We start from the raw sequence: 23,369 nt of genomic DNA, 5'->3' as shown, positions 1-23,369 counted from the left end.
ATTGTCATTCGTATTTATTGGTATCACCTCCATCATTTGAACTTATCTTATCAAATGTGGATGGAAATTTGCAGATACTGATTATTACCTACTTACGAAAAAATGAAAGATCTCGGTGCGTTTCCGGCAAAGGAAGAAATGCTGGAGCTTCTCCCATGGTCCTCCAATCTGCCTGATGATTGCCGCAGCAAACTTAAAAAGTAAAAGACAGATCTTCCCCCGGTAAGTGCTGGGGGATTTCTTATTTTGTCAAGATACGGATTATTACTTACTTACCTTTTAAACGCAAAAAATCCGAGAGCCGGAACCGTTGTCCAAACTATCCCAACTCTCGGAAACCCTTTGTTTTCTACACTTTTTCAGTTCGTTATTTTTCAACCCTTGACATCAATACCACGCACTCAACATGCACCGTCCCAGCAAACATATCCACCGGCCAAGCCTCCACCGCCCGATACCCCAGCTTCTTCATATACCCCACATCCCTAGCCAGCGTTTCCGGATTACACGACACATACACAACCCTTCCGGCTCCCAGCTTTCCTACGGCGTCCATAAACTCCTCCGTACTTCCGCTTCTGGGAGGATCCATAATAACCACATCGGCTTTCTCGCCCTGTTCAGCCATATTCACCAGAAAACGGCCGGCATCATTGCAATAAAAACGAATATTCTCTATTCCATTCATCTTTGCATTGTTAATTGCATCCCTGACTGCATCCTGATTCAGTTCCACTCCAATAACCTTCCCGGCAGCCTTACTTGCTATGATTCCAATGGTTCCGATACCGCAGTACGCATCCACCACCAGTTCCTGTCCGGTAAGACCGGCCAGTGACAATGCGTTTTCATAAAGAATTTCCGTCTGCACCGGATTCACCTGGTAAAATGACTTTGACGATATACGGAACCGGCATCCACACAGTTCGTCCACGATATATCCCTTGCCATATAGCACATGCTCCTTATCACCCAGAACCATGCTTGTTCCTCTTCCGTTAATATTCTGGACGATGGTCGTAATCTCCGGATGTTTTTCCCGCAAAGCCTTAACAAAGTTATTCTTAGACGGAAACACAGGAGATGCCGTAACCAGCACTACCATAATTTCCTCTGTGGAAAATCCCTTGCGGATTAAGACATGTCTGAGAAGTCCAAAGCCCGTATCCTCATCATAGGTCCGGATTTTAAAAGATTTGAGCATTCCGCGTATAGTACCGATGATTTCATCCGCCTTCTGGTCCTCTATAAGACACTTCTCCACAGGAACTACATGGTGTGTATTTTCTTCATATATTCCGGAAATGATATTTCCTCTTTTATCTCTGTCAAATACAGCATGCACCTTATTGCGGTAATGGAATGGATTCTTCATGCCTATAATAGGCTTTACAGGACAGAGCCCTTTTAGCAGTTCTTCCACCTGCTTCTGTTTGAACTTAAGCTGCTCAGCATACTCCATATCCAGCAGCTGGCAGCCTCCGCACAGGTTCAGCACCGGACATATACTGTTACTCCTTCTGGTTCCCCGTCCCCCATATGAACCGCCTCTTTTGGAATCCTCTTTCCGGTTTTCAGCAATGAAGCCCCTTCCATTTTGTTTTTTTGGTACAGACAATTCATCCGCCCCTTTGCGTTCCCTTAGTGAACTGCCATCCCTGCGTTTTTCTCCACTGCGCTGTTTCGACAAAGCGTCCTCATTCCTTGCAAACCGTTTCCCGCTTTTACCAACACCAGTCTTACCTTCTTCGTCCCTCACCCTACGTTTACTATCCGTCACTCTGTCTTTGTCTCCATTTACGACTTTCCTGCTTCCTGTTCCCGGACCTGTATCCATTCTTTTAGCCGTCTTTCCAGCTATTTTTTTAGCCCTCTCTCTATCCATTCTTCCAGCCATCTTTCTATCCATCTTTCTATCTCCTATATTCATCCATAATTTTCCGCGCCTATAACAATTTCCATGTCACTCCAACTTCATTCAAAAATACTTACACACCCCCCCCCCCCTAAGTCAAAATCCATATGGCCATTCTACCATATATTTCCCCTTATGTATAACCATATAAACTGAATAAATCACATCTCTCTGCTGTCCAATAACAAGGTTACATAAACTTTTACCATACCCATTATAAAGGCCCTATCTCTTAAAAGTGTCCATGCTAATGGATACAGTATACCCCCCCCCCCCATCCCCGTTCCCCTATCCCTGTTTCCTCATCCCCCAGCCACCCCAACACAAATCCTCTCTCACAAAAAAGACCGGACATTTCCCGCAGCACTACTCTGCATTCTGCAATGCCGCGGAATTGCCCAGCCCTTTTTCACCCATTAACAATTTCAGTCTGTCCGGCCCTTTTCTTCTTATCCGGCCATCATCAACCGCTCCTACTCCTCAATCCTCCCCACTGCACCATCTTCCGCAACCAATGTCTCTCAAATCCACTCCGCCATCCCAGCCGCTCACTCTCAGCCGCTCATTTCCCCATCTCTCAAACCGCTCTCGTAACCTCTGCCAGCCACACTCTCTCATCCTCATCCAGATACGGGCTAATCTTCTCATATACCTGCTCATGGTACCGGTTCAGCAGTTCCACATCCCGGTCAGACATAATCTCCCTGTCAATTACCTCCAAATCAATAGGAACATATGTCAGATACTCAAACCGCAGGAACTGGCCATATTCATTCTTCTCATCCTCAACACACAAAACCAGATTCTCCGTCCTGATTCCGTGGCTTCCCTCAATATACACACCAGGTTCATCCGATGTAATCATGCCCGCTTCCATCACCGCATTGTCCTGGCGCTCCGGGACCATTTTGAAGCGGATGCCATTGGGGCGCTCATGTACGCTGGACAAGTAGCTCACCCCGTGTCCGGTACCGTGTTCATAGTTAAGTCCCCGTCTCCACAGTGGCTCTCTGGCCGCATAATCAAGGCTGAGTCCGCGGCAGCCATGAAGGAACTTCACATCTCCCAGACGCAGCATGCTCATAAGCACTAAGGTAAAATGTTCCTTTTCCTCATCTGTCACAGGCCCCATGGCAATGGTTCTGGTAATGTCAGTGGTCCCTTCATAATACTGGCCTCCGGAATCAATGAGGTACAGTCCCCTGGGCTCCAGAGGAATGCTGCTCTCCGGTGTGGCGGAGTAATGGCACATGGCTCCATGTGCTCCATATGCGGATATGGTTGCAAAGCTCAGGCCAATACACCCCTCCTGGTCCATGCGCAGCTTCCCAAGATAATCCGACACGCTGATTTCGTCCATGGGAATGCGTCCCATATTCTTCTTCAGCCAGTAAATAAACTTGGTCATGGCCACGCCGTCCTTGATATGGGCCCGCTTTTCATTTTCTATCTCCACGTCATTTTTAACTGCCTTCATGTAAGCAGTGGGATTCATCCTGTCGATTACCTTATTGGAGCCGTTAATCAGGCGGTATACAGCATAGTTGACACGGCATTTTTCCAGCAGAACGTTCTCGCCCTTGAGCCCCTCCACCATGTCGTATACTCCGTCATAAGGCATCACCGTGACCCCCATCCGTTCCAGATACTCCTTCACGCTTATGTCCTCTGCATCCTCCAGATACGGATAAGCTTTTCCTTCCAGCACACTGCTGTTGACAAACAGATACAGTTGGTCCGTGGTCACCAGGGCGTACGATAACACCACCGGATTGTACAGGATGTCGTTGCCTCTGATATTTAACAGCCACGCTATATCATCCAGGGAGGTAAGCACATGGACAGATGCATGGGCCTTTTTCATATCCTCCCTCACATCTGCAATCTTATCCAATGCACGCTTTCCCGCATACCTCTCATCCAGAACCCATGCAGGTTCTGCTGACAGCTCAGGCCGTTCTTTCCATATCATGCCTGCCAGGTCTTCCCCATAGGAAATACGCGCTCCCCGCTCCTTCAGCAGTTCCTCCAAAGCAAGCCCTTCGGCTGCATTGACTACCCGGCCGTCAAATCCCAGGCAGCCGCCCTCAGGCATTTTATCGTCCAGATATGCTCCCAAGGAAGGTATGCCCTCCTGTCCCATTTTCATCATGGTCACCGTGGAATCCTTTAACTGGGCCGCTGCCTGCACATAATAACGTCCGTCTACCCAAAGGCATGCTTCGTCCATTGTAACCAGAGCCGTACCGGCCGAGCCGGTAAATCCGGTCATATATTCCCTGCATTTGAAATATTCTCCCACATATTCGGATTCATGGAAATCTGCCGTGGGTATCATATACGCATCCATTCCCCGCTCTTTCATCAATTTCCGCAATGCATCCAACCTGCCCTGAATCACATTCATAATATTATCCATCCTTCCGTTTCTTTCTATTCGTTTCCTCTGCACTTATTTCTTCCTCATCGCATCCTCTATGGCCGCCCCAATGCCTTCATTGTAAGTAGGCTGTGCCCGCATGGCAAAGGACATTTCCTCCGCGCTCAGTCCGTTTGCTATAGCCGTGGCTATTTCCCCAATCATATCCGTAGCCCTGGGGCACATCATCTGCGCCCCCACGATGGTATTTGAATATGCCTCAAATACCAGACGGATAAATCCATTTTCCCCTCCGGTTATGATGGATTTTCCATTTTCCCTCATGGAAAAATGACCGCAGCGCACCTTCAGTCCCTTTTCCCTGGCAATTTCCTCCGTGATGCCAACGGTGGCAATCTCCGGGTCCGTATAGATACAGTTTGGAACGATTGGAAGGGACACATACATACCGTTGGGCACTACCTCCAGCTTAATGCTGTGGGGTCTTCCGGCTATCTTCTCCACCACATATGTACCCTGGGCCGCTGCCACATGGGCCAGCTGTGTCCTGGCGGACACGTCCCCGATGGCATAGATTCCCCGCTCGCTTGTCTCAAAATCGCTGTTTACGGCTATCTTCCCGCCTTCCATCTCAAGAGAAATGTCCTTGCCTAAAAGCTTCTCCACATTGGGCCGGCGACCGATGGCCATGAGTATCTGGCCTGCCCTCATTTTGATGGGATCTCCCTCCCCGTTGGGAGTGATGACGCAGCTGAGTCCGCCCACTTCCTCCAGTATCTCAGTAACCGTGGCATCACAGTACACGTCAATGCCCTTTTGGCGCAGCTCCTTTTCCAGCTCCGCAGACATTACATCATCCATAGGCGCCATCAGATGCTTCTGCTTCTCCACAATGGTCACATGGGAACACAGGTTATTGAACATGGTGGCAAACTCCACCGCGATAACGCCTCCGCCCATGATTGTCAGCCTGTCAAAATTCCAGCTCTCAGCTGCCAGCAGCCTGTCGCTGTTCCATACGCCTGCAAGGTCCGCGCCGGGAATCCGGCTCATGTAGGGCACTGCGCCTGTGGCTATGATGACTGCATTTCCGCGGAAGAATTCCCGGCCGCCCTCCTTTAGCTCCACCTCCACGGTCCTGTCCCTGCGAAGCACCGCTGTTCCGTAAACAATTTCCACATTTAGCATTTCAAATCCGTATTTAATGCCGTCCCTGTATTTGACCACTGCCTTTTTCTTATACTTCTGCATTTTACCAAAATCAAAGGAAATGAAATCCGTGGACACGCCAAATTCATCGCAGCTCTGCATCATATGAAACATATCGGAGGCGTGCAGCAGCGACTTGGTGGGAATGCATCCCCGATTTACGCACGTGCCTCCAATCTTCTTTGCCTCTATGACCACAACCTTGAGACCAAATTCCGCTGCCTTAAGCGCTGCAGTATAGCCCCCTGGCCCGGCTCCTATAATCACTACGTCAAATTCTCTTGCCATACCCGTTCTCCCTTATGTTCTTATAAATTATTCTTTTAAATTATCTTGATTAAATCATGTTTTAAATCATTTCTTCAAATTGTCGAATCTAAATTAGGCCCAAATGCCTGCAGGCCTTCCATACCCCATCCCGGTCAATATCATCTGTGACGTAATCCGCCACGGCCTTCAGCTCTTCCACGGAATTGCCCATGGCAATACCGATGCCTGCCTCACGGACAATCTCATAGTCATTCATGCTGTCTCCAAAGGCAACCGTATGCTCCAGGCCAATGTCATAGTACTGGCACAGCCGCTTCAGTCCCTCTGCCTTGGAAGCCTCCTGTTCCACCACATCCGCTCCCATGTTCCCCGAGAACATGGGAAACTTGAATTCAGGAAAATGGACTTCCAGCTCCCTGGCGCCTTCCGGACCGCCTATGTACACCAATGTCCTGACCGGCATATCCATCAGCTCCCATCCATCCATGAAATTGCGCTCCGAAACACCCCAGCGAAGCCGGTCCATGCGGACCACGCCCTCCGGGTGGATATAATAATCCTTTCCCTCCTGGCTGACGCCCAGGGAAATTCCGTGGGCATCCCCGTATTCCAACAGTGCCCTGAGCCTGTCCTTGTCCATCAGATGTTCAAAAAGAACATTGCCCTCAGCCACGACCCGCGTGCCGTTCATGTGTATCACTGCGTCCGGCATAATCATATCCCGGTATACCACGCTCATATCATGGTCCATGTTCCTGCCGCTTCCTATGACAATGACCGAATCCTTCCGCAGCAGTTCCAGAGCTTTCATAGCGCTGTCCGGAATTTTCCATGTCTTATGGTCCAGCAGTGTCATATCCAAATCAAAGCTGACAATCCGCTTTTTCTTACTTGGTTTCTGTGTCATTTTTAAATTCTCCGAATAAATTAAAATTAGGTCTTTTCAAAATGAAAATTATCTGATATAATAATTGAGGTTCGAGAACGGAGTATGGCGTAGCTTGGTAGCGCGCTCGGCTGGGGGCCGAGAGGTCGCAGGTTCAAATCCTGTTACTCCGATTTTTTCTTTTAATTCAAAGGTTCCTGATGCTTACCGGTGTCAGGAACCTTTGTTTTTTTGATTACCTTTCTGCAATATATTGATTACCTGCTACCCAGATTGGGCATTTCAGCATTACGATATGATTTCAGTCTTTTCCTCAATCCCGCTAATATCGTATGTATAATACCGTTCATTCACATCTTCCGTATGTCCGAGAAGCGCTGCCGCTACTGAGCCGATACCCCCTCACACCTCATTTTAGAGTTTACCGTCCTACGGAATGCGTAAATCCCCTTTTCACTGTTTCCTACTTGTCTACATTTGTTCTTTGAACAGGAGGATATCATTGGCGCATGCACTCTCCAGTTCTCATTTGAAAAAAAACACTCTGACTCATATCCGCATTGAACCTCAATGTCCTTTACTCGTTTAAGCAGATTCCTGATTTCGTTTGTCATCGGAAAAATACGCGCTTTGCCATTCTTTGTCGCATCAATATAATACTCTTTCGTTATACGGTTGAACTTTTCCGATTTATCCACAATGATATATGAATCCGTGATGCAAGCCCATAACAGCGCTGAAATTTCTCCCGCCCGCATTCCAGTCAGACTGGCCTATTCGACTGCGTACGTGGGAATATAGGCAGGATGCTTCTCATATTGTAAAAGGGTGCTTTTCCAGGTACTCTTTTCTTTTGTTCATTTTTACTTTTTCTTGCACGTATGACAGGTCAATAATACCATTTTCCAGGGCGTAATGCAATATGTCCAAATTGTTTTCTGCTTTCATCATCACTTATCAGGAACCGTGTATACACTCACCGGCCGGGGTTCCGGCTCCTCTTGTATTTTTAATTTTATGTCTGTTAAATATATAGGGTCCGACACTTTTGGGTCTCTCGGACACTTTTTATCTTCACATTCTTAACTCGAAAATGTCCCGATAGACTCCTTATTGCTAAATCACGTATATACTGCCCATCATTTTCAAGCAAATATTCAATGATTCTCTCTTGATTTCCAAATTGGAGGATTCTTAAAGCATTTCTCTTCATATGAAATGAGTGACGCTTTCTATTAAAAAATTCTGCGGTATAGCGGCACACAAACAAACGGACTGTCTGCTCAGGGCTTTGAAGTCGTATCCTTCCCACCTGCTGTATAGCCTGTATCGCTTCAAATCCAGATATCACGAGATTACTTACAGACTGGTCAACAATGCTGACACCATTATCAATAACAGAGGTTGCCAGTAAAACATGAACTTTGTAACTCCCATCAGAAAGAACATCGGATAATACCTCCGCATCCTGGCTCCATCTTATCAGACGAAACAAATGCCACCGAAATCCCGCTGTGTTGAAGGGCTGATTTTACCCGCCTGCCTTCATCTTTGGATTCTACGAACGCAAGCCACTTCCCCGTATTCCCCTGTTCAACCATAGATGGTGATGTTTCTACAACAGGGACAGATAGCAGTCTCTCGATTAAAAAAGGTGACCAAACGCCTATGGGGTTGACCTAAAGGTTTCGCCTAGAAGGCGAGGGTTTTAACCCCATTATACAGACAATAAACACAGGATGACAGCCGGTCTTCCCTCTCCACCTCTTTCTCATTAATGCTCCTTACCATCAGGCTCAGCTCATGGTAATCATAAGACCCGTCATCCACAAGAAGCAGCACCTCATGGACGGATGAGGAATCTGAAGAGAGAGATTCCATAATACTTACGTAGCACCGAAATGCCAAAAAAGCCAGGTCTTCCCGTACCTGGCTTTTTGGCGTGAACTTATACCACTATCGTATAATATTCCTAATGATACCTTTCACTTGTCTTTATTCCTCAACCATTCCAATCAGGTCGAATTTCTCCGTCGAAACAATGACATCATACGATTTTTTCTCCGGTATCTCATACTTCACCCAGATGGTTCTGTCGGAAAGATTGTAATACCATCCGGTTCCGGCTTCCTCCCAGCCGTCCCTTACAAGATAACGCGGGATGCGCTCGCCGTCGACCGTTACCCAGAATGCACCTTTTTGCTTGCTGACAAGCCGGATTGTAACCCGCTCCAACGGGCTTTCGTAGGTTCCCTCGATATCAAAGTGAATTACCGTCTGATTACCGGCAGTTACATTAACTGCGGTTTTCGCGTAAACACCCTTCTTATAGTCCTCCGTGTGTCCGTCATCGTCATAGAATACAAAGCTGGTGTCCGTATCCGCGCTGATCAGGAAATCCACATGACGCATCCTGTCCGACAGAATATGCTTAACATCCTCGCTGGTCACATAAACCGCGCTCCCCCTGAGGAACATGGGAATGCTGCCCAGATTTACCGGAAGCTCGATAGTCTGACCGCCCGCATACTCCTTCAGGTTGTCATTCATGTCAAACCATCTGCAGCCTGACGGCAGATAGATAGTCCTTGTCCTTGCCTCCGGCTCCACCACATTGGCAACCAGCACGCTCCTTCCGAACATAAAGACAAAATTATTATCGCTGTAACACTTCTTATCTTCCGGGAACTCTAAAAACAGCGGGCGCATAGCCGGCATGCCGTTCTGGTTTGCCTCATACATAAGGCTGTACAGATACGGAAGCATCCGGTATCGCTGGGCGTAAGCCGCCTTCACATATTCCCGATTCTCCTCATACATCCAGGGCTGTGTCACCGTGTTGTCGTTATTTGCCGAATTTAAGCAGAAGCGCGGCTGGAAAATACCGCTTTGAATCCAACGAAGCAAAAGCTCCGCCTCCGGCACAGATCCCGCGAACCCGCCAATGTCACAGCCCATGTTGGCACAGCCGGAAAGTCCCATGCCCACGATCGTGGCGATGTTGAACTTCACTGTACGCCAGTCTGTCAGGTTATCTCCTCCCCATACCTGCGCGTATCTCTGGATGCCTGCATATCCCGCACGGTTGATGATGTAGGGCCGCTCTCCCGGATAAACGTCGGCAATTGCCTGCTTTCCAAGAAATGCCATCAGATTGGAATGCAGAATCTTGAGCTCCGCCATTGTCCCTCCGGCGCCTTCAAAATCACAGTATGCGTCCCGATCCTCCACGCCGTCCATCTCACAGTTGTCATTCCATACGGTCTTTGTTCCCATTCTCAGAATCCGGTCTTCCAAAAGCATCTTCCAGGTTTCACGGGCCTTCGGGTTCGTGAAGTCTAAAAACCTGCCTTCTCCGCCCCACCATCTTCCATAATAATCCCCGTCACCGCCCGGGTTTTTAATAAACACGCCGTTCTCCTCAAACAGGTTCATATAAGGATGATTTTTCAGAATACCCGGTTTCAGATTGGGAATCACATTGATTCCTCTGGCATTCATACGCTCAAAGAAATCCTCAGGATTTGGAAATCTCCTGTAATTCCAGTTAAAGATATAGCGGAGGTTGTCCTCCTCGCCGCTGGAATAGCCGGATGCCAGCCAGAAGTTATCGATTAGGATGCCCTCCTTCTCATGCTTATCGATTACCCGATAGATTTCCTGATCACAGTTGTCCTCCAGTTCTGCGTAATACATGGTCGAGGCACAATACCCCAGAGACTGTTTGGTGGGCAGCGCGCAGCGCCCCGTCAGCATCGTATAGCGGTCTAAAACCGCTGAAAGCTCAGGACCATTAATCAGGAACAGGTCAATATCTCCCCCATCAGTCTGATAATTGCAATACCGATCCCAATAGCCGGAAACCTCTTGCCCCATATCAAATACGCTGTCGTAGGAATTATGATAAAACAAGCCGATGGCATAGGCTGTTTTCTCGTTGATCCGGATATAAAACGGTATATGCTTGTACATGGGATCCCCAAACTCCGGATCGTGGCCAATCGCGTCCTTGGGTGACATCCTGAGTCTTCTCCCTTTCTTGTCCAGACAGCCCGTCTTTTCGCCAAAGCCGTAAAAGTGGTCGTTAACCGGATCCATTTTGGAATAGTGGGCCAACCGTCCCAGATGATCCTCCTCAAACGCCCTCTCCTTCAGATCCTGATAAACGACAGCCCCGTCCAGGGTCTTTAACGTCAGGAAAAAAGGGGTTTTCCTGATTTCCAGGATGCAGGCGCCTGTTGTAAATACAAGCTTTCCGTTCTTCTCCTCGAAGGGAATATCCAGGGGCTCGATGCGTGTGCGCTCGTCCTTTAAAAGTTCGTCCATCCGATCCTCCCAGGCGGTAGTCACCAGCGTATAGGATTCTTCCTTAAAATCCCGCCGGAAGCTCACCCGTACCCGAATCACGTCATCCGTCATAAAAATCAGCAATACATCCGCCGCATCCCCGTGCAGAATATAGCCGGAACCAGTCTTTTCTATTGATTTCAGTTCACGTAAAAGCATCGCGTTCCTCCATAATCATAAAACTGCAGCCGCCCGAACTCAGACGGCTGCGTCGATAGTTACATCCCAATCAAATCAAAATCTTCAAAGGAAACAACCAACTGAGCATCCTTAATCGTTGGTTCTTCCGTCATCATCGTACAGCACAAATTGAGAGCCTTCCCTTGCCGAGGCAATGATTAGACGGAGTTCCTCCACACAGTCGCGTTCCATGTTCATCAGTTGATTATCCGCCATGGCCAGAATTCCGCCCTCCCGCAGAAACATTGGGATGGTCTCCATCGTTACAGGAACCTCAATCGTCTGTCCGCCCTCATAGCAGCGGTAATTATCATTCATGTCGTACCACCTTAAGCCGGCCGGCAGATAAACCCGGCGGCTTGCCGCGTCTTTTTCAATAACATTGGCAACCAGCAGGCTCTTTCCGAACAGGAAGTCGAAGCTATTGTCATAGGTGTTCTCATCCTCCTGAAATTCATAAACCAATGCCCGCATAATCGGCGCGCCGTTCTTTGCCGCCTCGTACTCGCAGGAGTAAAGATAGGGGGCCATACGGTAGCGCAGGAGAATCGCACTCCGAATCAGGTCCGTACTGTCCTTAAACATCCATGGCTCCGTCACGGTATTATCGTTGCTTGCCGAATGGATGGAGAAACGGGCCTGGAAAATGCCCTGCTGCACCCGGCGCGCAAGCAGCTCTTCCTCCTGCCGCAGGCTTTGTAAAATCCCAGAACGCCCCGGGACCGCCCCACCAGCTTCCCACCACGTACTGTTCTGGATTCTTGCTGTCCTTCACAAACACATCCTGGCTTTTGAACTCCTCAAACCGCGGGTAGCACAGGAGAATCCCAGGCTTGATATTGGGAACATTCTCCGCCCCCTTGTCCTGCATTGCATGGAAATATGCAGATGGATCCTTAAAGCGGGTCGTATTCCATGTGAACACACAGCGCTTGTTTCCAACGCTGGTATATCCAGAGGAAAGATGGAAGCCGTCAATCGGAAAGCCTTCCTCCTTAATTGTATCGATAAAGCCAAGAACCGCGTCATCGCTGTCCCTCTCCAGCTCCGGATAATACATGGAACTTCCCTGGTAGCCCAGCGCGCGCTTGATGTTTCTTCCACCCCAGGGATTACCGGCTCCACACGAGTTCTCTCCCCCTCAAACAGCGGGTCCAGGCGGTCCTCCCATGCCGTTGTCATCAAAACATAGGATTCCTCCGTAAATTCCTTGTCAAATGCGGTACGGACCCTCACAATCTCATCGGTAACGAATATAATCTTGATATCGACGCAGTTTGTATGTACCAGCCATGCGCCGTCTGTCCTTTCAATTCCTGAAAATTGTGTGCAAATATCCATACTCTGTCTCCATTCTTAGGGTTATCGATGGGTTTCTTCCGCTTTTTACCATTTTTACCACCACATGCTTGGCACAAGACCGCACAGATACGGCACAAGCAGCGGGATAGCAGGGATAAAGCTTACCAGGAACAGGGAGATTACCATTGCCGTGAAAATCGGAACAATATATTTAGTAACCCCCTCAATCTTTACGCGGCCGACACCGCAGCCCACGAACAGGCAGGAACCTACCGGGGGTGTTACGGAGCCGATACCAAGGTTCATAATCAGCATAAGTCCGAAATGCACCGGACTCATTCCAACGCTGGTGGCGATTGGAAGGAAGATCGGAGTGAAAATCAGCACGGCCGGAGTCAGATCCAGAAACATACCCATCACCAGCAGGAACATATTCATGATTAAAATTATCATATACCGATTATTGGAAACACTCATCAGACCCTCGCTGATAGCCGCCGGAATACCAGAATAGGACATCACGTAGGACATGATTGAGGATGCCGCAATCAGGAACAGAATTGTCGCGGAACTCTTCATCGTGTCTGCAAGCAGGTCATAAAAGGTTTTTATACTCATCTCACGGTAGATGATTGCCAGCAGCGTGCAGTACAGGCACATGACCACGCCTGCCTCCGTTGCCGTGAAAATACCGGCCAAAATGCCGCCCATTACGATAATAACAGCCAACAGGGACGGAACTGCCTCCAGCACGATCTTCCATGCCGGATTCTCCTCCTTCACAGCGGATGCCTTGTAGCCCTTCCTCACCGCCAAAAAGATTGCCAGCCCCGCGACTGCAATGCCAAGCAGAGCTCCGGTCAGATAGCCGCCCATGAACAAGGCTGCCACGGAAACGCCGCCTGCGGTGATGGAATACAGAATTAACGGACCAGACGGCGGTATCAGGATTCCTGTCGGCGCCGAACAGATGTTTACTGCTGCGGAATAATTGGGATCATATCCCTCGTCCAGCTCCAGCGGGCTCATGATGGAACCCATCGCGGAGGTTGCCGCTACGGAAGAACCAGATACGGCGCCGAAAAACATATTCGCCAGTACATTTGTAGCTGCCAGATATCCAGGTACCCAGCCTACCAGCAGTCTTGCAAGACGGACCAGCCGCTTTGCAATCCCTCCCTTGTTCATAACGTTGCCGCCCAAAGAAAAGAACGGAAGAGCCAGCAGGGAGAAGGAATCGCAGCCGGAGAAGCATCTCTGTGCCGCTGTCAACGCGAAGATATTCCCGTCCATACCGCTCATGATTGCAGTAATAATGGAAGCGATACCAATTCCCGCCGAAATCGGAACGCCTGCAAACAGCATAACAAAAAATGAACCAAACAGCATTAACGTAGCCTGTACAACCATGCTTATTTCCCTCCTTTGCTGTCAGTAAAAAGCTGTATATACTTGATTACACGGGCAATCACAATGAAAATGCCTGAGATCGGAAGGCATGCGTACAGCAGCCTAAACGGGATACGCATCACGGAGGACTTGTTGGTTGCATTGCCTGCAAGCTGCATTCCGCCGTAAATAAAAACATAGCACACAAAGAACAGAATCGCCGCCTCAATGAAAATCATAAGGACAGAGCATACCGACCCTTTCACACGATTCTTTACCAAATCCAGCGCCAGATGCTCATCCTTGTAAAAGCAGTAGGCAGAACCAAGCATGGATGCCCAGATCAGCACGTAGCGGAGAAATTCATCCGTAAATGTAGACGGATTTTTCAAAATCCAGCGGGTAAAAATCTGCCATGTACCGCCCGCCAGAAGAGCAAACATGGCAGCGGCCATGATAAAGCGCATTACGGTATCCAGAAAATTATTAAACTTTTTCAAAATCTCATCTCCTTCATGAAGTAAGCAACAGCATCCGGCCGGTTCCTACTTGCCGGCAGCCTGAATCTTCTCAACGATTGCATATACCTCCGCGTTGCTGGTCTTTAAGCCGTCATAAATAGACTGGCATGCCTCCTGGAATGCCGCGGTGTCCACATCCTCTACAAAGGTAATGCCGTTTCCTTCCGCCGCAGTCTTCACCTCGTTCTCAAAATCCGCCCAGCGGGTCTTGTACTCGTCTGTTGCGGCCGCCGCAGTCTCCTTCATGATGTTCTTCTGGCTGTCGCTCATCTGATTCCAAACCTTGGTGGAGATTACAATGACGTCAGGAATACGGGTATGCTCATCATAGCAGTAGTATTTTGTAACATCGCTGTGATCGCGGAGAGCGGTGATGTTATTCTCAGCCCCGTCGATTACTCCCTGCTGCAGGCCAGTATAAATCTCAGAGTAGCTCATGACCGTTGCGGAGCCGCCCAGCGCGTTCATCATATCGATGGCTATCTGGCTGTCCATGGTGCGGATTTTTAATCCCTTTAAATCAGCCGGTACTCGAATGGGTGTGTTGGCGGTATAGAAGGAACGGGAACCGGAATCCAGCCAGGTCAGTCCAATAAAGCCGTCGCCCTCGGTAATGTTGTAGAGTTCCCCGGCAATCTCGCCATCCATAACCTTATAGTAATGATCCTTGTCGTTGAATACATACGGAACAGACAGAGCGTTCCATGCCTCGTTGAAGTTACCAAGGGTTGACGCGGAAACCTTTGCCATATCCAGCGCACCCGCCTGAATGGAAGAAACGTTGTCCGCTTCAGACCCCAATTGACCATTGGGAAGGATCTGAATGTTGATTGTTCCGTTGGACTTCTCCTTCACTGCCTCAGCCCATGCAGTCATCTGGATGTGCACCGCATGATCCTCAGCCAGTCCATGGCTCAGCTTCAGATTAAAGGTCTGCTCAGAAGCCGATGCCCCGCCGTTTCCTCCTGCCGCCTGCGAAGAAGCCGTGCCTGATCCGCCTCCACATGCCGTCAGCATCATTGCTCCTGCTACGGCCAATGCCATCATTGCGCGATTACGTAATCTCATAAATACTTCCTCCTTTAAAATGGTTTCATTTATCAATCAGCCAACGCCTGCTTTGCGGCTGTCAACTGTTGCTTTTTATGCAGCTATGGAATATCATCCGCGCTTTAAATTGCATGCTATTGTTTTTCATTGCCAGTCTCCGTTTCAAAAATCAAGGTGTTTTTGCACAAATATACGATTAAAATCTTATGTATTTTATCAACAATTAATATCCATTTTGTTTATACAAGCAAATTTTATCAGTTTTACATCATTAAAGTCCCATTCTTTTGTGATTAAAAGCTTGCAAAATGTGATATTTAAGAATATACTTTTGAAAAAAGAAGAAGATGGTTTTTTGATTTAAGCAAAGAAGGGGGAAACTACATGATTGTTCAGAAGATTGCACACTGCACTGATTCCATTCTGACCCAGGAGATGGCCCGCATCGGTCTTGAGGACTATCGAGTGGTTGTAACCTGGTACACAAACCAGAACAACAAGCAGTCTGTGGTCCACTCACACCCGTACCACGAAATCGTCCTGCCGATTTCCGGAAGCAACGTGCTCTACGCCTTTCAGGGGAGCCTTTACACCCTCCATCCTGGAGAGATGGTCTTTTTTCCCGCGGAAATTTATCATTCCGGACGTTATACGGTTACAGACATCGTATCTAACCGACTGGTTGTCCAGATTAGCGCGGAAATCTGGGATTATGCCATTCACGCATCCGGATTAATCAATCCGGATTGGCAGAAGAATATCGTTATTTTGAGCGCGGACGCTGTATCCGCCTTGGACCTGCGGGGGCATTTGGAGCGCATGGCCCAGATTCCCTGGATCAAAAAAGCTTATCAGGAAACGGTATTAAACTGTGAGCTGATGGAGCTCCAGCTTTTTATCAACCAACTCGTGGAGGAGCAGCATACCAAATCCCCCAGCTTAACCAGCGCGCTGATTTCCCGGGCTGTTGAATATATCCAGAAGCATTACACCGAGCCCACACTTACGGTGGCGTCTCTCGCTGAAAATATCTTCATCAGCCGGGAGCATCTCTCCAGAGCTTTCAAGGAATACACTATGGAGAGCATTCACGGATATATCAACAATCTGCGAATGCAGCACTTCCGACGTGATATTGCCGCCGGACACAGCGTGCTGGATGCCTGTACAAACAGCGGCTTTGCCAGCTATAACAGTTTCCTAAAGTCCTTTAGGAATCTATATGGAATGACTCCCACCCAGTATCGCGCGCAGCTTAATTCCATTGAAAAAAGGAGCCTTAATACTTATAATTCATAGGTTAGAACCAATTCCTTCAGCCCCTTCGGCGGCAGTCTGTGTGCGGAAGCCGGTGTGGCATAACTGTATGAGCTGATGAAAGATAAATTCAAAAATATATGTTTAATACAGTATATGAAGTAGAAGGATGGTAATATGGGTATAAATTTAATTAAAATCCCCAAGAATAGACCTTTTTACCTTTTTCTCATCTTTTGTTCTTTTTTCTTAAACTATAACATCCATTATGGACAACTCCTGTCATTGTACAAAAAGACTCCCATGACATTACATCATGAGAGTCCTTAGTACCACTATAAATTTTTCTAACAGACACATTACTTTTGCAAAATATCTTTTGCTTCACAATACTTCCAAAGAATCCTGATAATCGCTCCATACTCACTTCTATAATTTTGCACATTTTCCAGTACTGCTTCCATATTACTTTTATAATTCTCATAGACGTGAACAATTTCATTTCTGTCAGCCATGGACGAAACCCCATTGTCTAATCCCTGTTCCTGACACTCTACTTCAAATATAGACTGAAATTCCGATATTGCACGCCGTATGGACAGTTGTTCCGCACCATTTACCGTCCCGGTCAACCAGCCAATGGTTGTCATCACATCCTGAAAAGCAATTACCATGTACCCGAATCGGTTTGCAAGCCCGTCCATGATATCAAATTGGTCCTGACCTTCAGACGCTAAATATTTTTCATACATACGTTCTAATGAAGAAACATGATTCTTCATCTCCAACAGTTTCATTTCTAACCGGCCTTTTGCAATGCATCACCAAATAAGTTCATGCAATAACCTCCTGCCGCATCAGTCTAACTGCCGTTTCCTGAGGATTCTCCCCATATTGCGCAATCATTCTTTTAATATAATCAACCAACTCCCTGGGGCAGTAATCCGTCACCGCATATTTCTGACCTGTGACAATAGAGACATTAATATACTGGCTTTCCAGCAGCCGCATCCGTACCACATCACTATTTATCCCTAACTTATCAAAGTGATCCTTTGTAAAGGAATAAATACGAAACGATAATCCTGGAATCAATGAAAAGACTCCTATATCAATATCTGACTGTTCTGTATATCTATCTGTCAGAAAGCTTCCGAAAACCAATACATTATATTGATTTGTCTGTGGATATTGTTCTTTTACCAGTTCTGCGTAATGTTCAACAATCTGCTGTCTCTCAGATATATCCATAATCCTGCCTCCTCCCTGGAATATTTCTTTAATCATAGTATATACTATTCCTGACATTTTTACAATGAACTGCATTAACCTGCTGGTAATCTCTGTCTCAAAATATTAGCAAGACTATTTCCCATGTCACACGTGCAAGAAACTCCTTCCTATCATATTATTACTACAATGTCACCTTGATTACCTTTTGATTACCTCAATGATTACCTTAGGCCCCCAGCCAAAAAAAACCTTGTAAAATCACGTTCTTCTATTTTATTCCATTCTTTTACATCCCCCTGTTTATAATCCACCTCTAATCCCCCGGTGCACAATCCCCTGCCATATTCCCTCTGGCATAAACAGAAAGACCATCCGTATCTTATCCATAATCATCCTCTCCTACATTTCAGTTATACACAGTACCAAATCTGTTATTTTCAGACGATTCACATGAAATATCCAGTGTTTTCGGTGGATAATGTGGATAACTTTGTGGATATCTTGTTAATTCCCTGTTGATGTCATGTGGACTCATTATTCCAGCAGTTCTTCATAGGACGTTCCCAGCGCTGTTTTGATGGCTTTCAGCTGAGAGACCTTTACATGCTGCGTCCCTTTCTCAATCTTCACCAATGCCTCCCTCGTAATGTCTACCCCCATCAGCTGCAGGATACGGACCAGATCCGTTTGGCTGATTTTAGACTCCAGCCTGATTCTACGTATGTTGGTGCCAATATTGGTTCCTTTATCATTTTTTATCACATCCATTACCATTCCCCTGTACGCATGATTCCATTCCATACCCTCATTTCATGTCCCCATTTTTGAACCCATTCCAGTCCATTTCACTCTTCATATTATGGATATTTTATGATATAATGGGACCAAAACCAGTCCACCATTAAAAAATTCAATGAGGTGACCCTATGGAACAATATGACTTTACAGACACCGGCAATGCCAAAGATATCTACGGATTACTGGATTGCATGTCGGAAAAGGAACTGGAGATGGCCAGGGAGGCGGTCAGAAACATCCGTGAAACCGCACAGCTGGCCCAATACGAACGGTACAATGCATGGTTTGACCACACACTTCTTCCCATCTTCAAAGAATATGCCCAGATGACCTCTTCCCTGCTGCAGATTGAGCGGGACAACGGGACCATCGACGTCCTCTTTCGCAACAGCGGCGGTCTGGACATTACGGAGAACTGTAAGGGTATGTACATGGCACTCATGATGGCCGTACATATATTCCTGGATGCAGACGCCGGTGATTCGGTTCTGGCCCTGACCTATGACTGCTGCAGGATTGTATCATGAAATGATTCCCGCTCATCCTGCCGCCCGGAAAGCATCCGCTCCACTGGTTAAGCCCGGCCACAGAACGCCTGCCATGGGTCTTTGTGACCTGACAACTCCCTGACTGCAAAGCGGTTGCCGGCATTGACCGCCACCAGCGTATCACTGGACTGGAGCGTGATTCTGTGAAGCTCCCAACAGAAAAAGAGGCGGCTGTCCGTACCATATGGCGGCGGCTGTATTCTCAGGAATTTCTGCAGCGGGATAGTATGGCCTAACTCCATACCGCCGCCTACTTTAACAGCTCATCATAGGTCGTTTCCAAAATAACCTTGATGGCCTTTAGCTGGGACACCTTGATATGCTGGATGCCCCGCTCTATTTTTACCAGGGCCTCCCTGGTGAGATTCACCTCAAAATCCCACTCTGCCAGGTCAATCTTCTGAATCAGTTCTGTCTGTCCAATCCCCTTTTCCTTCCGGATTCTGCGGATATTCGCCCCTATATTAGCACTCTCATCATTCTTAATTATGTCCATTCTGCCACCCCTGAATATCTGGACTGATTTTAGTCCTTTTTGCCCTTAATCTTATTCAAAATTCATGATATAATGGGACCAGTATCAGTCCAATGGAGATCTTCCGGGAGCAGAATCTCAAGGTGGAATCACCAGCGGCTGCCCTGAAGGCCGCGCGCCGCTTCCCGGGATATCAGGTATTTTCCCTTGGACCATACACCTGCTGCATGTATGCGTTTTCCCAGTTCTCCTCTCCCTCCGGTCTTTCACATCTCCCTGCAGGCAAAGCTTTTAAAGGTCATAGAAAACTTCTGTACCCTCATGACCGGTGGACGGATTCTGGGGGCAGCCAAAGCATCCGTCATCAATATACTTGAGCTGCAACCGGAGTGATACTGGGTGTCATAATATTCAGGCCAGGGACAGCCGCAAAGATGGAGGTAAAGATTGAAAATGAGAAGCAGATAATATCCATTACCTTAATCGCATCACAAACAAGCCATCTTTCGATGGCTGCTTTAAAAATTGAATATTGAGAATGTTAAGGTTATACAGTTGCTGACTTGAACTTATAACCTTGGCAGCCATACTGCCTTAGCGCGGAGCCTACATTTCCCAGAAGCTTTTTACCCCATAGGGCGTACTCCCATAAAAAAATAACAGGCTGAGTCACCCCGCGCCAAAAGGTGCGGTCCTCAGCCTGTTTTCTTATCTATTCATTATTTTTGGTTTTTCCGTTTCCCGGACATCTTCGTCCTGCCTACTTATACAGAGACAGACCGTCTATCAGTATAATGGGAGCATCCCACTCATTATCCGTAACCAGAGAAACCTCCACGCGAATCTCATTCTGTCCGGTCACATCCACGCCAAAGTGCATCAGCTTTTCATTGTAATGGATATCCTGTGATGTATAGAGTACGGTATCATTGTCACCGTATACAGTTACTTTAGCCATGATTCCGCTGCTGAACTGGGAAGATGGAGCTATGATACCGGATAAGAGACGGTACTGTCCGTTGGCAGCATACTTCACATAACTTCCCTTGCCTTTCAGACGGATGGCATTATTCCAGCGCTCGCCGGTGGATGTTTTGCCAGAGGTAATGATATTGTATCCCTTGGTGGAAAGGCCGTCCAACAGGTTCTGCACCAGATATGGTGTGGACAGGTCTGTAATATTGGCCGGTTCCACCTCTCCCTCCGCTGCAATCCATACGCCGTCCGCGCCAATCTGGCGTCCGTCAATCACTGTATCCGTGGCCATGGCTCCGTTGGGAAGCAGGAAGTACCATTTGTCGTTATCCTTAAACCATCCCTTCTGCATGATGCCTGCCTGGTCCATGTAATACCACTGTCCGTCAATCTGCTGCCAGCCCGTGGTCATGACGCCGTTGTTATCCATATAGTACCAGTTGCCGTTATCCTGAATCCATTCCTTGTAGGCAAACTTATTGGCGCCTCTCTGATACTTCCACTGATCATTCACATATTTCCATGTACCTGCATAGGCCGGAACCGACATAACCACACTCAGAGCCACTGCTGCCAATATAACCGCCAAACGTCTCTTCATTCTGAATCTCCTTTCATTCTCCCTTAGCTGCCTTATCACAGACAGATACTATTCATCCTGCACTTGTTACATTATAATTCATTCTTTATTTTTATGCAACTGTGTGTTCAAACTGTAATTAAACTGTAAAGATTAAATTCTTCCAGGAATTAAGCCTGTCCGTTAACACCATGTGGCCTGCCGGTCCTATCTCCCAGGCGTTTGCGGCTGCAGCCGGACATCAGGTATTCTTCATAATCACGCTCTCCACCACATCAGCCACATGCTCGCAGGCATCGCAGCATTTCTCCAGGTATACGTAAATCTCCCTCCAGGCAATGATTTTAATGGGGTCCGTCACCTCGGCGTGAAGACTGCGCATGGAATCAATGAACAGCCTGTCGCCCTCCTCCTCCAGAGCGTTAATCTCGATAATCAGATCATGGAGGGTCTTGGATTTTCTGAAGTCCGCAAACTCCTCCATGACCTCCTTAAGCGCCTCGCAGCAGCGGATGATGACCTTTATGAAGGCAAGGGCCTCGGGACGGATTTGCCGAATATTGTTTATGTAAATACGAATCAGCACATCCTCAATCTTGTCCGTCACCTCGTCAATGCTCTGGCTCAAAAGAATGATATCCTCCCGCTCAATGGGGGTGATAAAAGCCTTGACCAGTACGGCCATCATCTCATGCTTTTTCTTATCCGCATCATGTTCAATCCTGTGCAGCCCGTCCAGATTGTCCTGTAAAAGTCCTGTATCAAAATGTTCCAGATTGTCCTCCAGCATTTTAGCTGCCTGGCATCCGCACTCAACGCACTCAATGAAATTCTGAAAATAGTAACTATCACTTTTCTTAGACATCTTATCTTCTCCTTTACTCATCCATGGAACAACACCATAAACAGCTTCGCCATCAGGAATCCAATGATGCCGCAGCCAGGGAATGTCATGACCCAGGTCATCACCATGTCCTTAACCACGCTGAAGTTAATGGCCGACAGACGTTTAACCGCTCCCACACCCATGATGGCTGTGGTTTTAGTATGTGTGGTACTGACAGGTATACCGAAAATGGAAAATCCGAGAAGACAGGCAGCTCCCGCCATATCTGCGGAAAAGCCCTGGTATTTCTCCAGCCGTACCATATCCATGCCCACGGATTTGATGATTTTCTTTCCTCCAATGGAAGTTCCCAGGGCCATGGCAGCCGATCCCAGCAAAAGCATCCAAAGGGGGAACTGTACTCCCTGAGTATTGCTGGACCCGTTGACCATACAGATACCCAGCAGCATGACTCCCATGAATTTCTGTCCGTCCTGTGCACCGTGCATGAATGCCATGGCGGCGGCTCCGCCAATCTGAGCATACCGGAAGAATCCGGAGGTTTTCCGACGGTCCATATCCCGGCAGGTCCAGGCCACCAGCCTGCATGAAAGATAGCCGCTTAAAAATCCCAATACAACGGAAAAAATCAGTCCATATACCACCTTTATCCACTCTGCCGAGTTAATGGCTGAAAATCCTCCGCGGATAGCCACAGCAGCTCCGGTAAGGCCTGCTATCAGCGCATGGCTCTCACTGGTAGGACATCCAATGGAAACAGCAAAGGACGACCAGACCACAATGGAAAAAAGCGCGGCACACAGGGCAACCAGAGCAATCGTAGTATCTTCCCCGAAATTGACCATATTGGTAATGGTCATGGCAACCGTGGAATTCACTATGGTCATCACAACCACCCCTGCGCAGTTGCATACTGCCGCCATGACAATGGCCAGATTCACATCCAGCGACCTGGTTGACACGCATGTGGCAATGGCATTTGGCGCATCCGTGATGCCATTGACACAGATGACCCCAAGGGTCAGAAGGACTGTTATCAACAGTGCCGGATTTGTCACCAGCTGCCGCAGGAAAAAGGAAAACGACATGTCCATAATTCTTTTTACCTACTCTCTTAATTATTTACTTTATCTTTACATAAACTTTACAAACATTTTAATTTTAACATGTTTTTTTATGGCAGTAAAGTTCAATTTCGTTAAGAAAC

Annotated in this window: 22 protein-coding genes and 1 tRNA gene; 3 read left to right on the top strand and 20 right to left on the bottom strand. The window is 47.6% G+C overall.

Going from position 1 to position 23,369, the window contains the following annotated elements; translation table 11 throughout:
• Nucleotides 1-367: 367 nt before the first annotated feature.
• The 4 genes from rlmD to G614_RS0118465 form a co-directional block, all read right to left on the bottom strand.
• On the bottom strand, nt 368-1,897 hold the full coding sequence (gene rlmD / locus G614_RS0118485; RefSeq protein ID WP_027643138.1) for a 23S rRNA (uracil(1939)-C(5))-methyltransferase RlmD: 1,530 nt from the start codon (nt 1,895-1,897) through the stop codon (nt 368-370).
• Between the two features lie 595 nt (nt 1,898-2,492).
• The gene (locus G614_RS0118475) at nt 2,493-4,322 is read right to left on the bottom strand and encodes an aminopeptidase P family protein (RefSeq protein WP_027643137.1); all 1,830 of its coding nucleotides are present in this window, start codon (nt 4,320-4,322) and stop codon (nt 2,493-2,495) included.
• 45 nt (nt 4,323-4,367) lie between these two features.
• Entirely contained in the window at nt 4,368-5,792 is a 1,425-nt protein-coding gene (gene lpdA, locus G614_RS0118470; RefSeq protein ID WP_027643136.1) for a dihydrolipoyl dehydrogenase, read from the bottom strand.
• Nucleotides 5,793-5,880: 88 nt separating this feature from the next.
• Nucleotides 5,881-6,681: an HAD family hydrolase gene (locus G614_RS0118465; protein WP_027643135.1), complete on the bottom strand. Its 801-nt coding sequence runs from the start codon at nt 6,679-6,681 to the stop codon at nt 5,881-5,883.
• Between the two features lie 78 nt (nt 6,682-6,759).
• Between G614_RS0118465 and G614_RS0118460 the strand changes: the two genes are divergently transcribed.
• Nucleotides 6,760-6,833: transfer RNA gene (locus tag G614_RS0118460), tRNA-Pro, on the top strand.
• Between the two features lie 210 nt (nt 6,834-7,043).
• On the opposite strand, the gene G614_RS34580 is transcribed toward G614_RS0118460, so the two are convergent.
• From G614_RS34580 to G614_RS0118410, 8 genes are all read right to left on the bottom strand, one after another.
• Complete coding sequence (locus G614_RS34580; RefSeq protein WP_207637854.1) at nt 7,044-7,418, bottom strand: hypothetical protein; 375 nt, start codon at nt 7,416-7,418, stop codon at nt 7,044-7,046.
• A gap of 934 nt (nt 7,419-8,352) precedes the next feature.
• Nucleotides 8,353-8,568 carry a DUF5688 family protein gene (locus G614_RS0118440; RefSeq protein ID WP_027643133.1) on the bottom strand — a complete coding sequence of 72 codons (216 nt, stop codon included), beginning with the start codon at nt 8,566-8,568 and terminating at the stop codon, nt 8,353-8,355.
• Nucleotides 8,569-8,655: 87 nt separating this feature from the next.
• Nucleotides 8,656-11,166, bottom strand: a complete 2,511-nt coding sequence (locus tag G614_RS0118435) for a TIM-barrel domain-containing protein (RefSeq protein ID WP_027643132.1) — start codon at nt 11,164-11,166, stop codon at nt 8,656-8,658.
• A gap of 111 nt (nt 11,167-11,277) precedes the next feature.
• On the bottom strand, nt 11,278-11,847 hold the full coding sequence (locus tag G614_RS32950) for a glycoside hydrolase family 31 protein (RefSeq protein ID WP_242828135.1): 570 nt from the start codon (nt 11,845-11,847) through the stop codon (nt 11,278-11,280).
• The gene (locus G614_RS32945; protein ID WP_027643130.1) at nt 11,792-12,247 is read right to left on the bottom strand and encodes a TIM-barrel domain-containing protein; all 456 of its coding nucleotides are present in this window, start codon (nt 12,245-12,247) and stop codon (nt 11,792-11,794) included. The genes G614_RS32950 and G614_RS32945 overlap by 56 nt, the downstream gene beginning before the upstream one ends.
• 335 nt (nt 12,248-12,582) lie before the next feature.
• Entirely contained in the window at nt 12,583-13,899 is a 1,317-nt protein-coding gene (locus G614_RS0118420; RefSeq protein ID WP_027643129.1) for a TRAP transporter large permease, read from the bottom strand.
• Nucleotides 13,900-13,901: 2 nt separating this feature from the next.
• Complete coding sequence (locus G614_RS0118415) at nt 13,902-14,378, bottom strand: TRAP transporter small permease (protein WP_027643128.1); 477 nt, start codon at nt 14,376-14,378, stop codon at nt 13,902-13,904.
• A 45-nt stretch (nt 14,379-14,423) separates the two neighbouring features.
• Nucleotides 14,424-15,467 (bottom strand): TRAP transporter substrate-binding protein, encoded by a 1,044-nt coding sequence (locus tag G614_RS0118410; protein ID WP_027643127.1) that lies wholly within the window; start codon nt 15,465-15,467, stop codon nt 14,424-14,426.
• 366 nt (nt 15,468-15,833) lie between these two features.
• On the opposite strand from G614_RS0118410, the gene G614_RS0118405 reads away from it, so the two are divergent.
• Nucleotides 15,834-16,748, top strand: a complete 915-nt coding sequence (locus G614_RS0118405; RefSeq protein WP_027643126.1) for an AraC family transcriptional regulator — start codon at nt 15,834-15,836, stop codon at nt 16,746-16,748.
• A 317-nt stretch (nt 16,749-17,065) separates the two neighbouring features.
• On the opposite strand, the gene G614_RS0118400 is transcribed toward G614_RS0118405, so the two are convergent.
• From G614_RS0118400 to G614_RS0118385, 3 genes are all read right to left on the bottom strand, one after another.
• On the bottom strand, nt 17,066-17,503 hold the full coding sequence (locus tag G614_RS0118400) for a hypothetical protein (protein WP_155245079.1): 438 nt from the start codon (nt 17,501-17,503) through the stop codon (nt 17,066-17,068).
• A 37-nt stretch (nt 17,504-17,540) separates the two neighbouring features.
• Nucleotides 17,541-17,957 (bottom strand): nucleotidyltransferase family protein, encoded by a 417-nt coding sequence (locus G614_RS0118395; protein ID WP_162142778.1) that lies wholly within the window; start codon nt 17,955-17,957, stop codon nt 17,541-17,543.
• A gap of 516 nt (nt 17,958-18,473) precedes the next feature.
• The gene (locus tag G614_RS0118385) at nt 18,474-18,707 is read right to left on the bottom strand and encodes a helix-turn-helix domain-containing protein (RefSeq protein WP_002587523.1); all 234 of its coding nucleotides are present in this window, start codon (nt 18,705-18,707) and stop codon (nt 18,474-18,476) included.
• A gap of 158 nt (nt 18,708-18,865) precedes the next feature.
• On the opposite strand from G614_RS0118385, the gene G614_RS0118380 reads away from it, so the two are divergent.
• Nucleotides 18,866-19,264: a hypothetical protein gene (locus G614_RS0118380; protein ID WP_027643123.1), complete on the top strand. Its 399-nt coding sequence runs from the start codon at nt 18,866-18,868 to the stop codon at nt 19,262-19,264.
• A gap of 47 nt (nt 19,265-19,311) precedes the next feature.
• Here the strand turns inward: G614_RS0118380 and G614_RS0118375 are convergent, their stop codons facing one another.
• From G614_RS0118375 to G614_RS0118350, 5 genes are all read right to left on the bottom strand, one after another.
• Nucleotides 19,312-19,527 (bottom strand): hypothetical protein, encoded by a 216-nt coding sequence (locus G614_RS0118375; RefSeq protein WP_027643122.1) that lies wholly within the window; start codon nt 19,525-19,527, stop codon nt 19,312-19,314.
• 8 nt (nt 19,528-19,535) lie between these two features.
• Nucleotides 19,536-19,781 (bottom strand): helix-turn-helix domain-containing protein, encoded by a 246-nt coding sequence (locus G614_RS0118370; protein WP_002587521.1) that lies wholly within the window; start codon nt 19,779-19,781, stop codon nt 19,536-19,538.
• Between the two features lie 739 nt (nt 19,782-20,520).
• Nucleotides 20,521-21,336 carry a hypothetical protein gene (locus tag G614_RS0118360; protein WP_027643121.1) on the bottom strand — a complete coding sequence of 272 codons (816 nt, stop codon included), beginning with the start codon at nt 21,334-21,336 and terminating at the stop codon, nt 20,521-20,523.
• A 220-nt stretch (nt 21,337-21,556) separates the two neighbouring features.
• The gene (locus tag G614_RS0118355) at nt 21,557-22,180 is read right to left on the bottom strand and encodes a DUF47 domain-containing protein (protein WP_027643120.1); all 624 of its coding nucleotides are present in this window, start codon (nt 22,178-22,180) and stop codon (nt 21,557-21,559) included.
• 17 nt (nt 22,181-22,197) lie between these two features.
• Nucleotides 22,198-23,256: an inorganic phosphate transporter gene (locus G614_RS0118350; RefSeq protein WP_027643119.1), complete on the bottom strand. Its 1,059-nt coding sequence runs from the start codon at nt 23,254-23,256 to the stop codon at nt 22,198-22,200.
• Nucleotides 23,257-23,369 lie beyond the last annotated feature (113 nt).

The sequence above is a fragment of the [Clostridium] clostridioforme AGR2157 genome (assembly GCF_000424325.1).
GTDB lineage: Bacteria > Bacillota > Clostridia > Lachnospirales > Lachnospiraceae > Enterocloster > Enterocloster clostridioformis_A.
This window is presented reverse-complemented; position numbering and strand designations above follow the sequence as displayed.

Bases quoted from the DNA above. Each gene is read 5' to 3' on its own strand.
- G614_RS0118380 (WP_027643123.1), top strand. From the start codon at position 18,866: ATGGAACAATATGACTTTACAGACACCGGCAATGCCAAAGATATCTAC.
- G614_RS0118475 (WP_027643137.1), bottom strand. From the start codon at position 4,322: ATGAATGTGATTCAGGGCAGGTTGGATGCATTGCGGAAATTGATGAAA.
- G614_RS34580 (WP_207637854.1), bottom strand. From the start codon at position 7,418: ATGCGGGCGGGAGAAATTTCAGCGCTGTTATGGGCTTGCATCACGGAT.
- G614_RS0118375 (WP_027643122.1), bottom strand. From the start codon at position 19,527: ATGGAGTTAGGCCATACTATCCCGCTGCAGAAATTCCTGAGAATACAG.
- G614_RS0118350 (WP_027643119.1), bottom strand. From the start codon at position 23,256: ATGGACATGTCGTTTTCCTTTTTCCTGCGGCAGCTGGTGACAAATCCG.
- G614_RS0118465 (WP_027643135.1), bottom strand. From the start codon at position 6,681: ATGACACAGAAACCAAGTAAGAAAAAGCGGATTGTCAGCTTTGATTTG.
- rlmD (WP_027643138.1), bottom strand. From the start codon at position 1,897: ATGGCTGGAAGAATGGATAGAGAGAGGGCTAAAAAAATAGCTGGAAAG.
- G614_RS0118420 (WP_027643129.1), bottom strand. From the start codon at position 13,899: ATGGTTGTACAGGCTACGTTAATGCTGTTTGGTTCATTTTTTGTTATG.
- lpdA (WP_027643136.1), bottom strand. From the start codon at position 5,792: ATGGCAAGAGAATTTGACGTAGTGATTATAGGAGCCGGGCCAGGGGGC.
- G614_RS0118405 (WP_027643126.1), top strand. From the start codon at position 15,834: ATGATTGTTCAGAAGATTGCACACTGCACTGATTCCATTCTGACCCAG.
- G614_RS0118395 (WP_162142778.1), bottom strand. From the start codon at position 17,957: ATGGATATATCTGAGAGACAGCAGATTGTTGAACATTACGCAGAACTG.
- G614_RS0118355 (WP_027643120.1), bottom strand. From the start codon at position 22,180: ATGTCTAAGAAAAGTGATAGTTACTATTTTCAGAATTTCATTGAGTGC.
- G614_RS0118400 (WP_155245079.1), bottom strand. From the start codon at position 17,503: ATGAAACTGTTGGAGATGAAGAATCATGTTTCTTCATTAGAACGTATG.
- G614_RS0118360 (WP_027643121.1), bottom strand. From the start codon at position 21,336: ATGAAGAGACGTTTGGCGGTTATATTGGCAGCAGTGGCTCTGAGTGTG.
- G614_RS0118385 (WP_002587523.1), bottom strand. From the start codon at position 18,707: ATGGATGTGATAAAAAATGATAAAGGAACCAATATTGGCACCAACATA.
- G614_RS0118435 (WP_027643132.1), bottom strand. From the start codon at position 11,166: ATGCTTTTACGTGAACTGAAATCAATAGAAAAGACTGGTTCCGGCTAT.
- G614_RS0118370 (WP_002587521.1), bottom strand. From the start codon at position 19,781: ATGGACATAATTAAGAATGATGAGAGTGCTAATATAGGGGCGAATATC.
- G614_RS0118410 (WP_027643127.1), bottom strand. From the start codon at position 15,467: ATGAGATTACGTAATCGCGCAATGATGGCATTGGCCGTAGCAGGAGCA.
- G614_RS32945 (WP_027643130.1), bottom strand. From the start codon at position 12,247: ATGTATTATCCGGAGCTGGAGAGGGACAGCGATGACGCGGTTCTTGGC.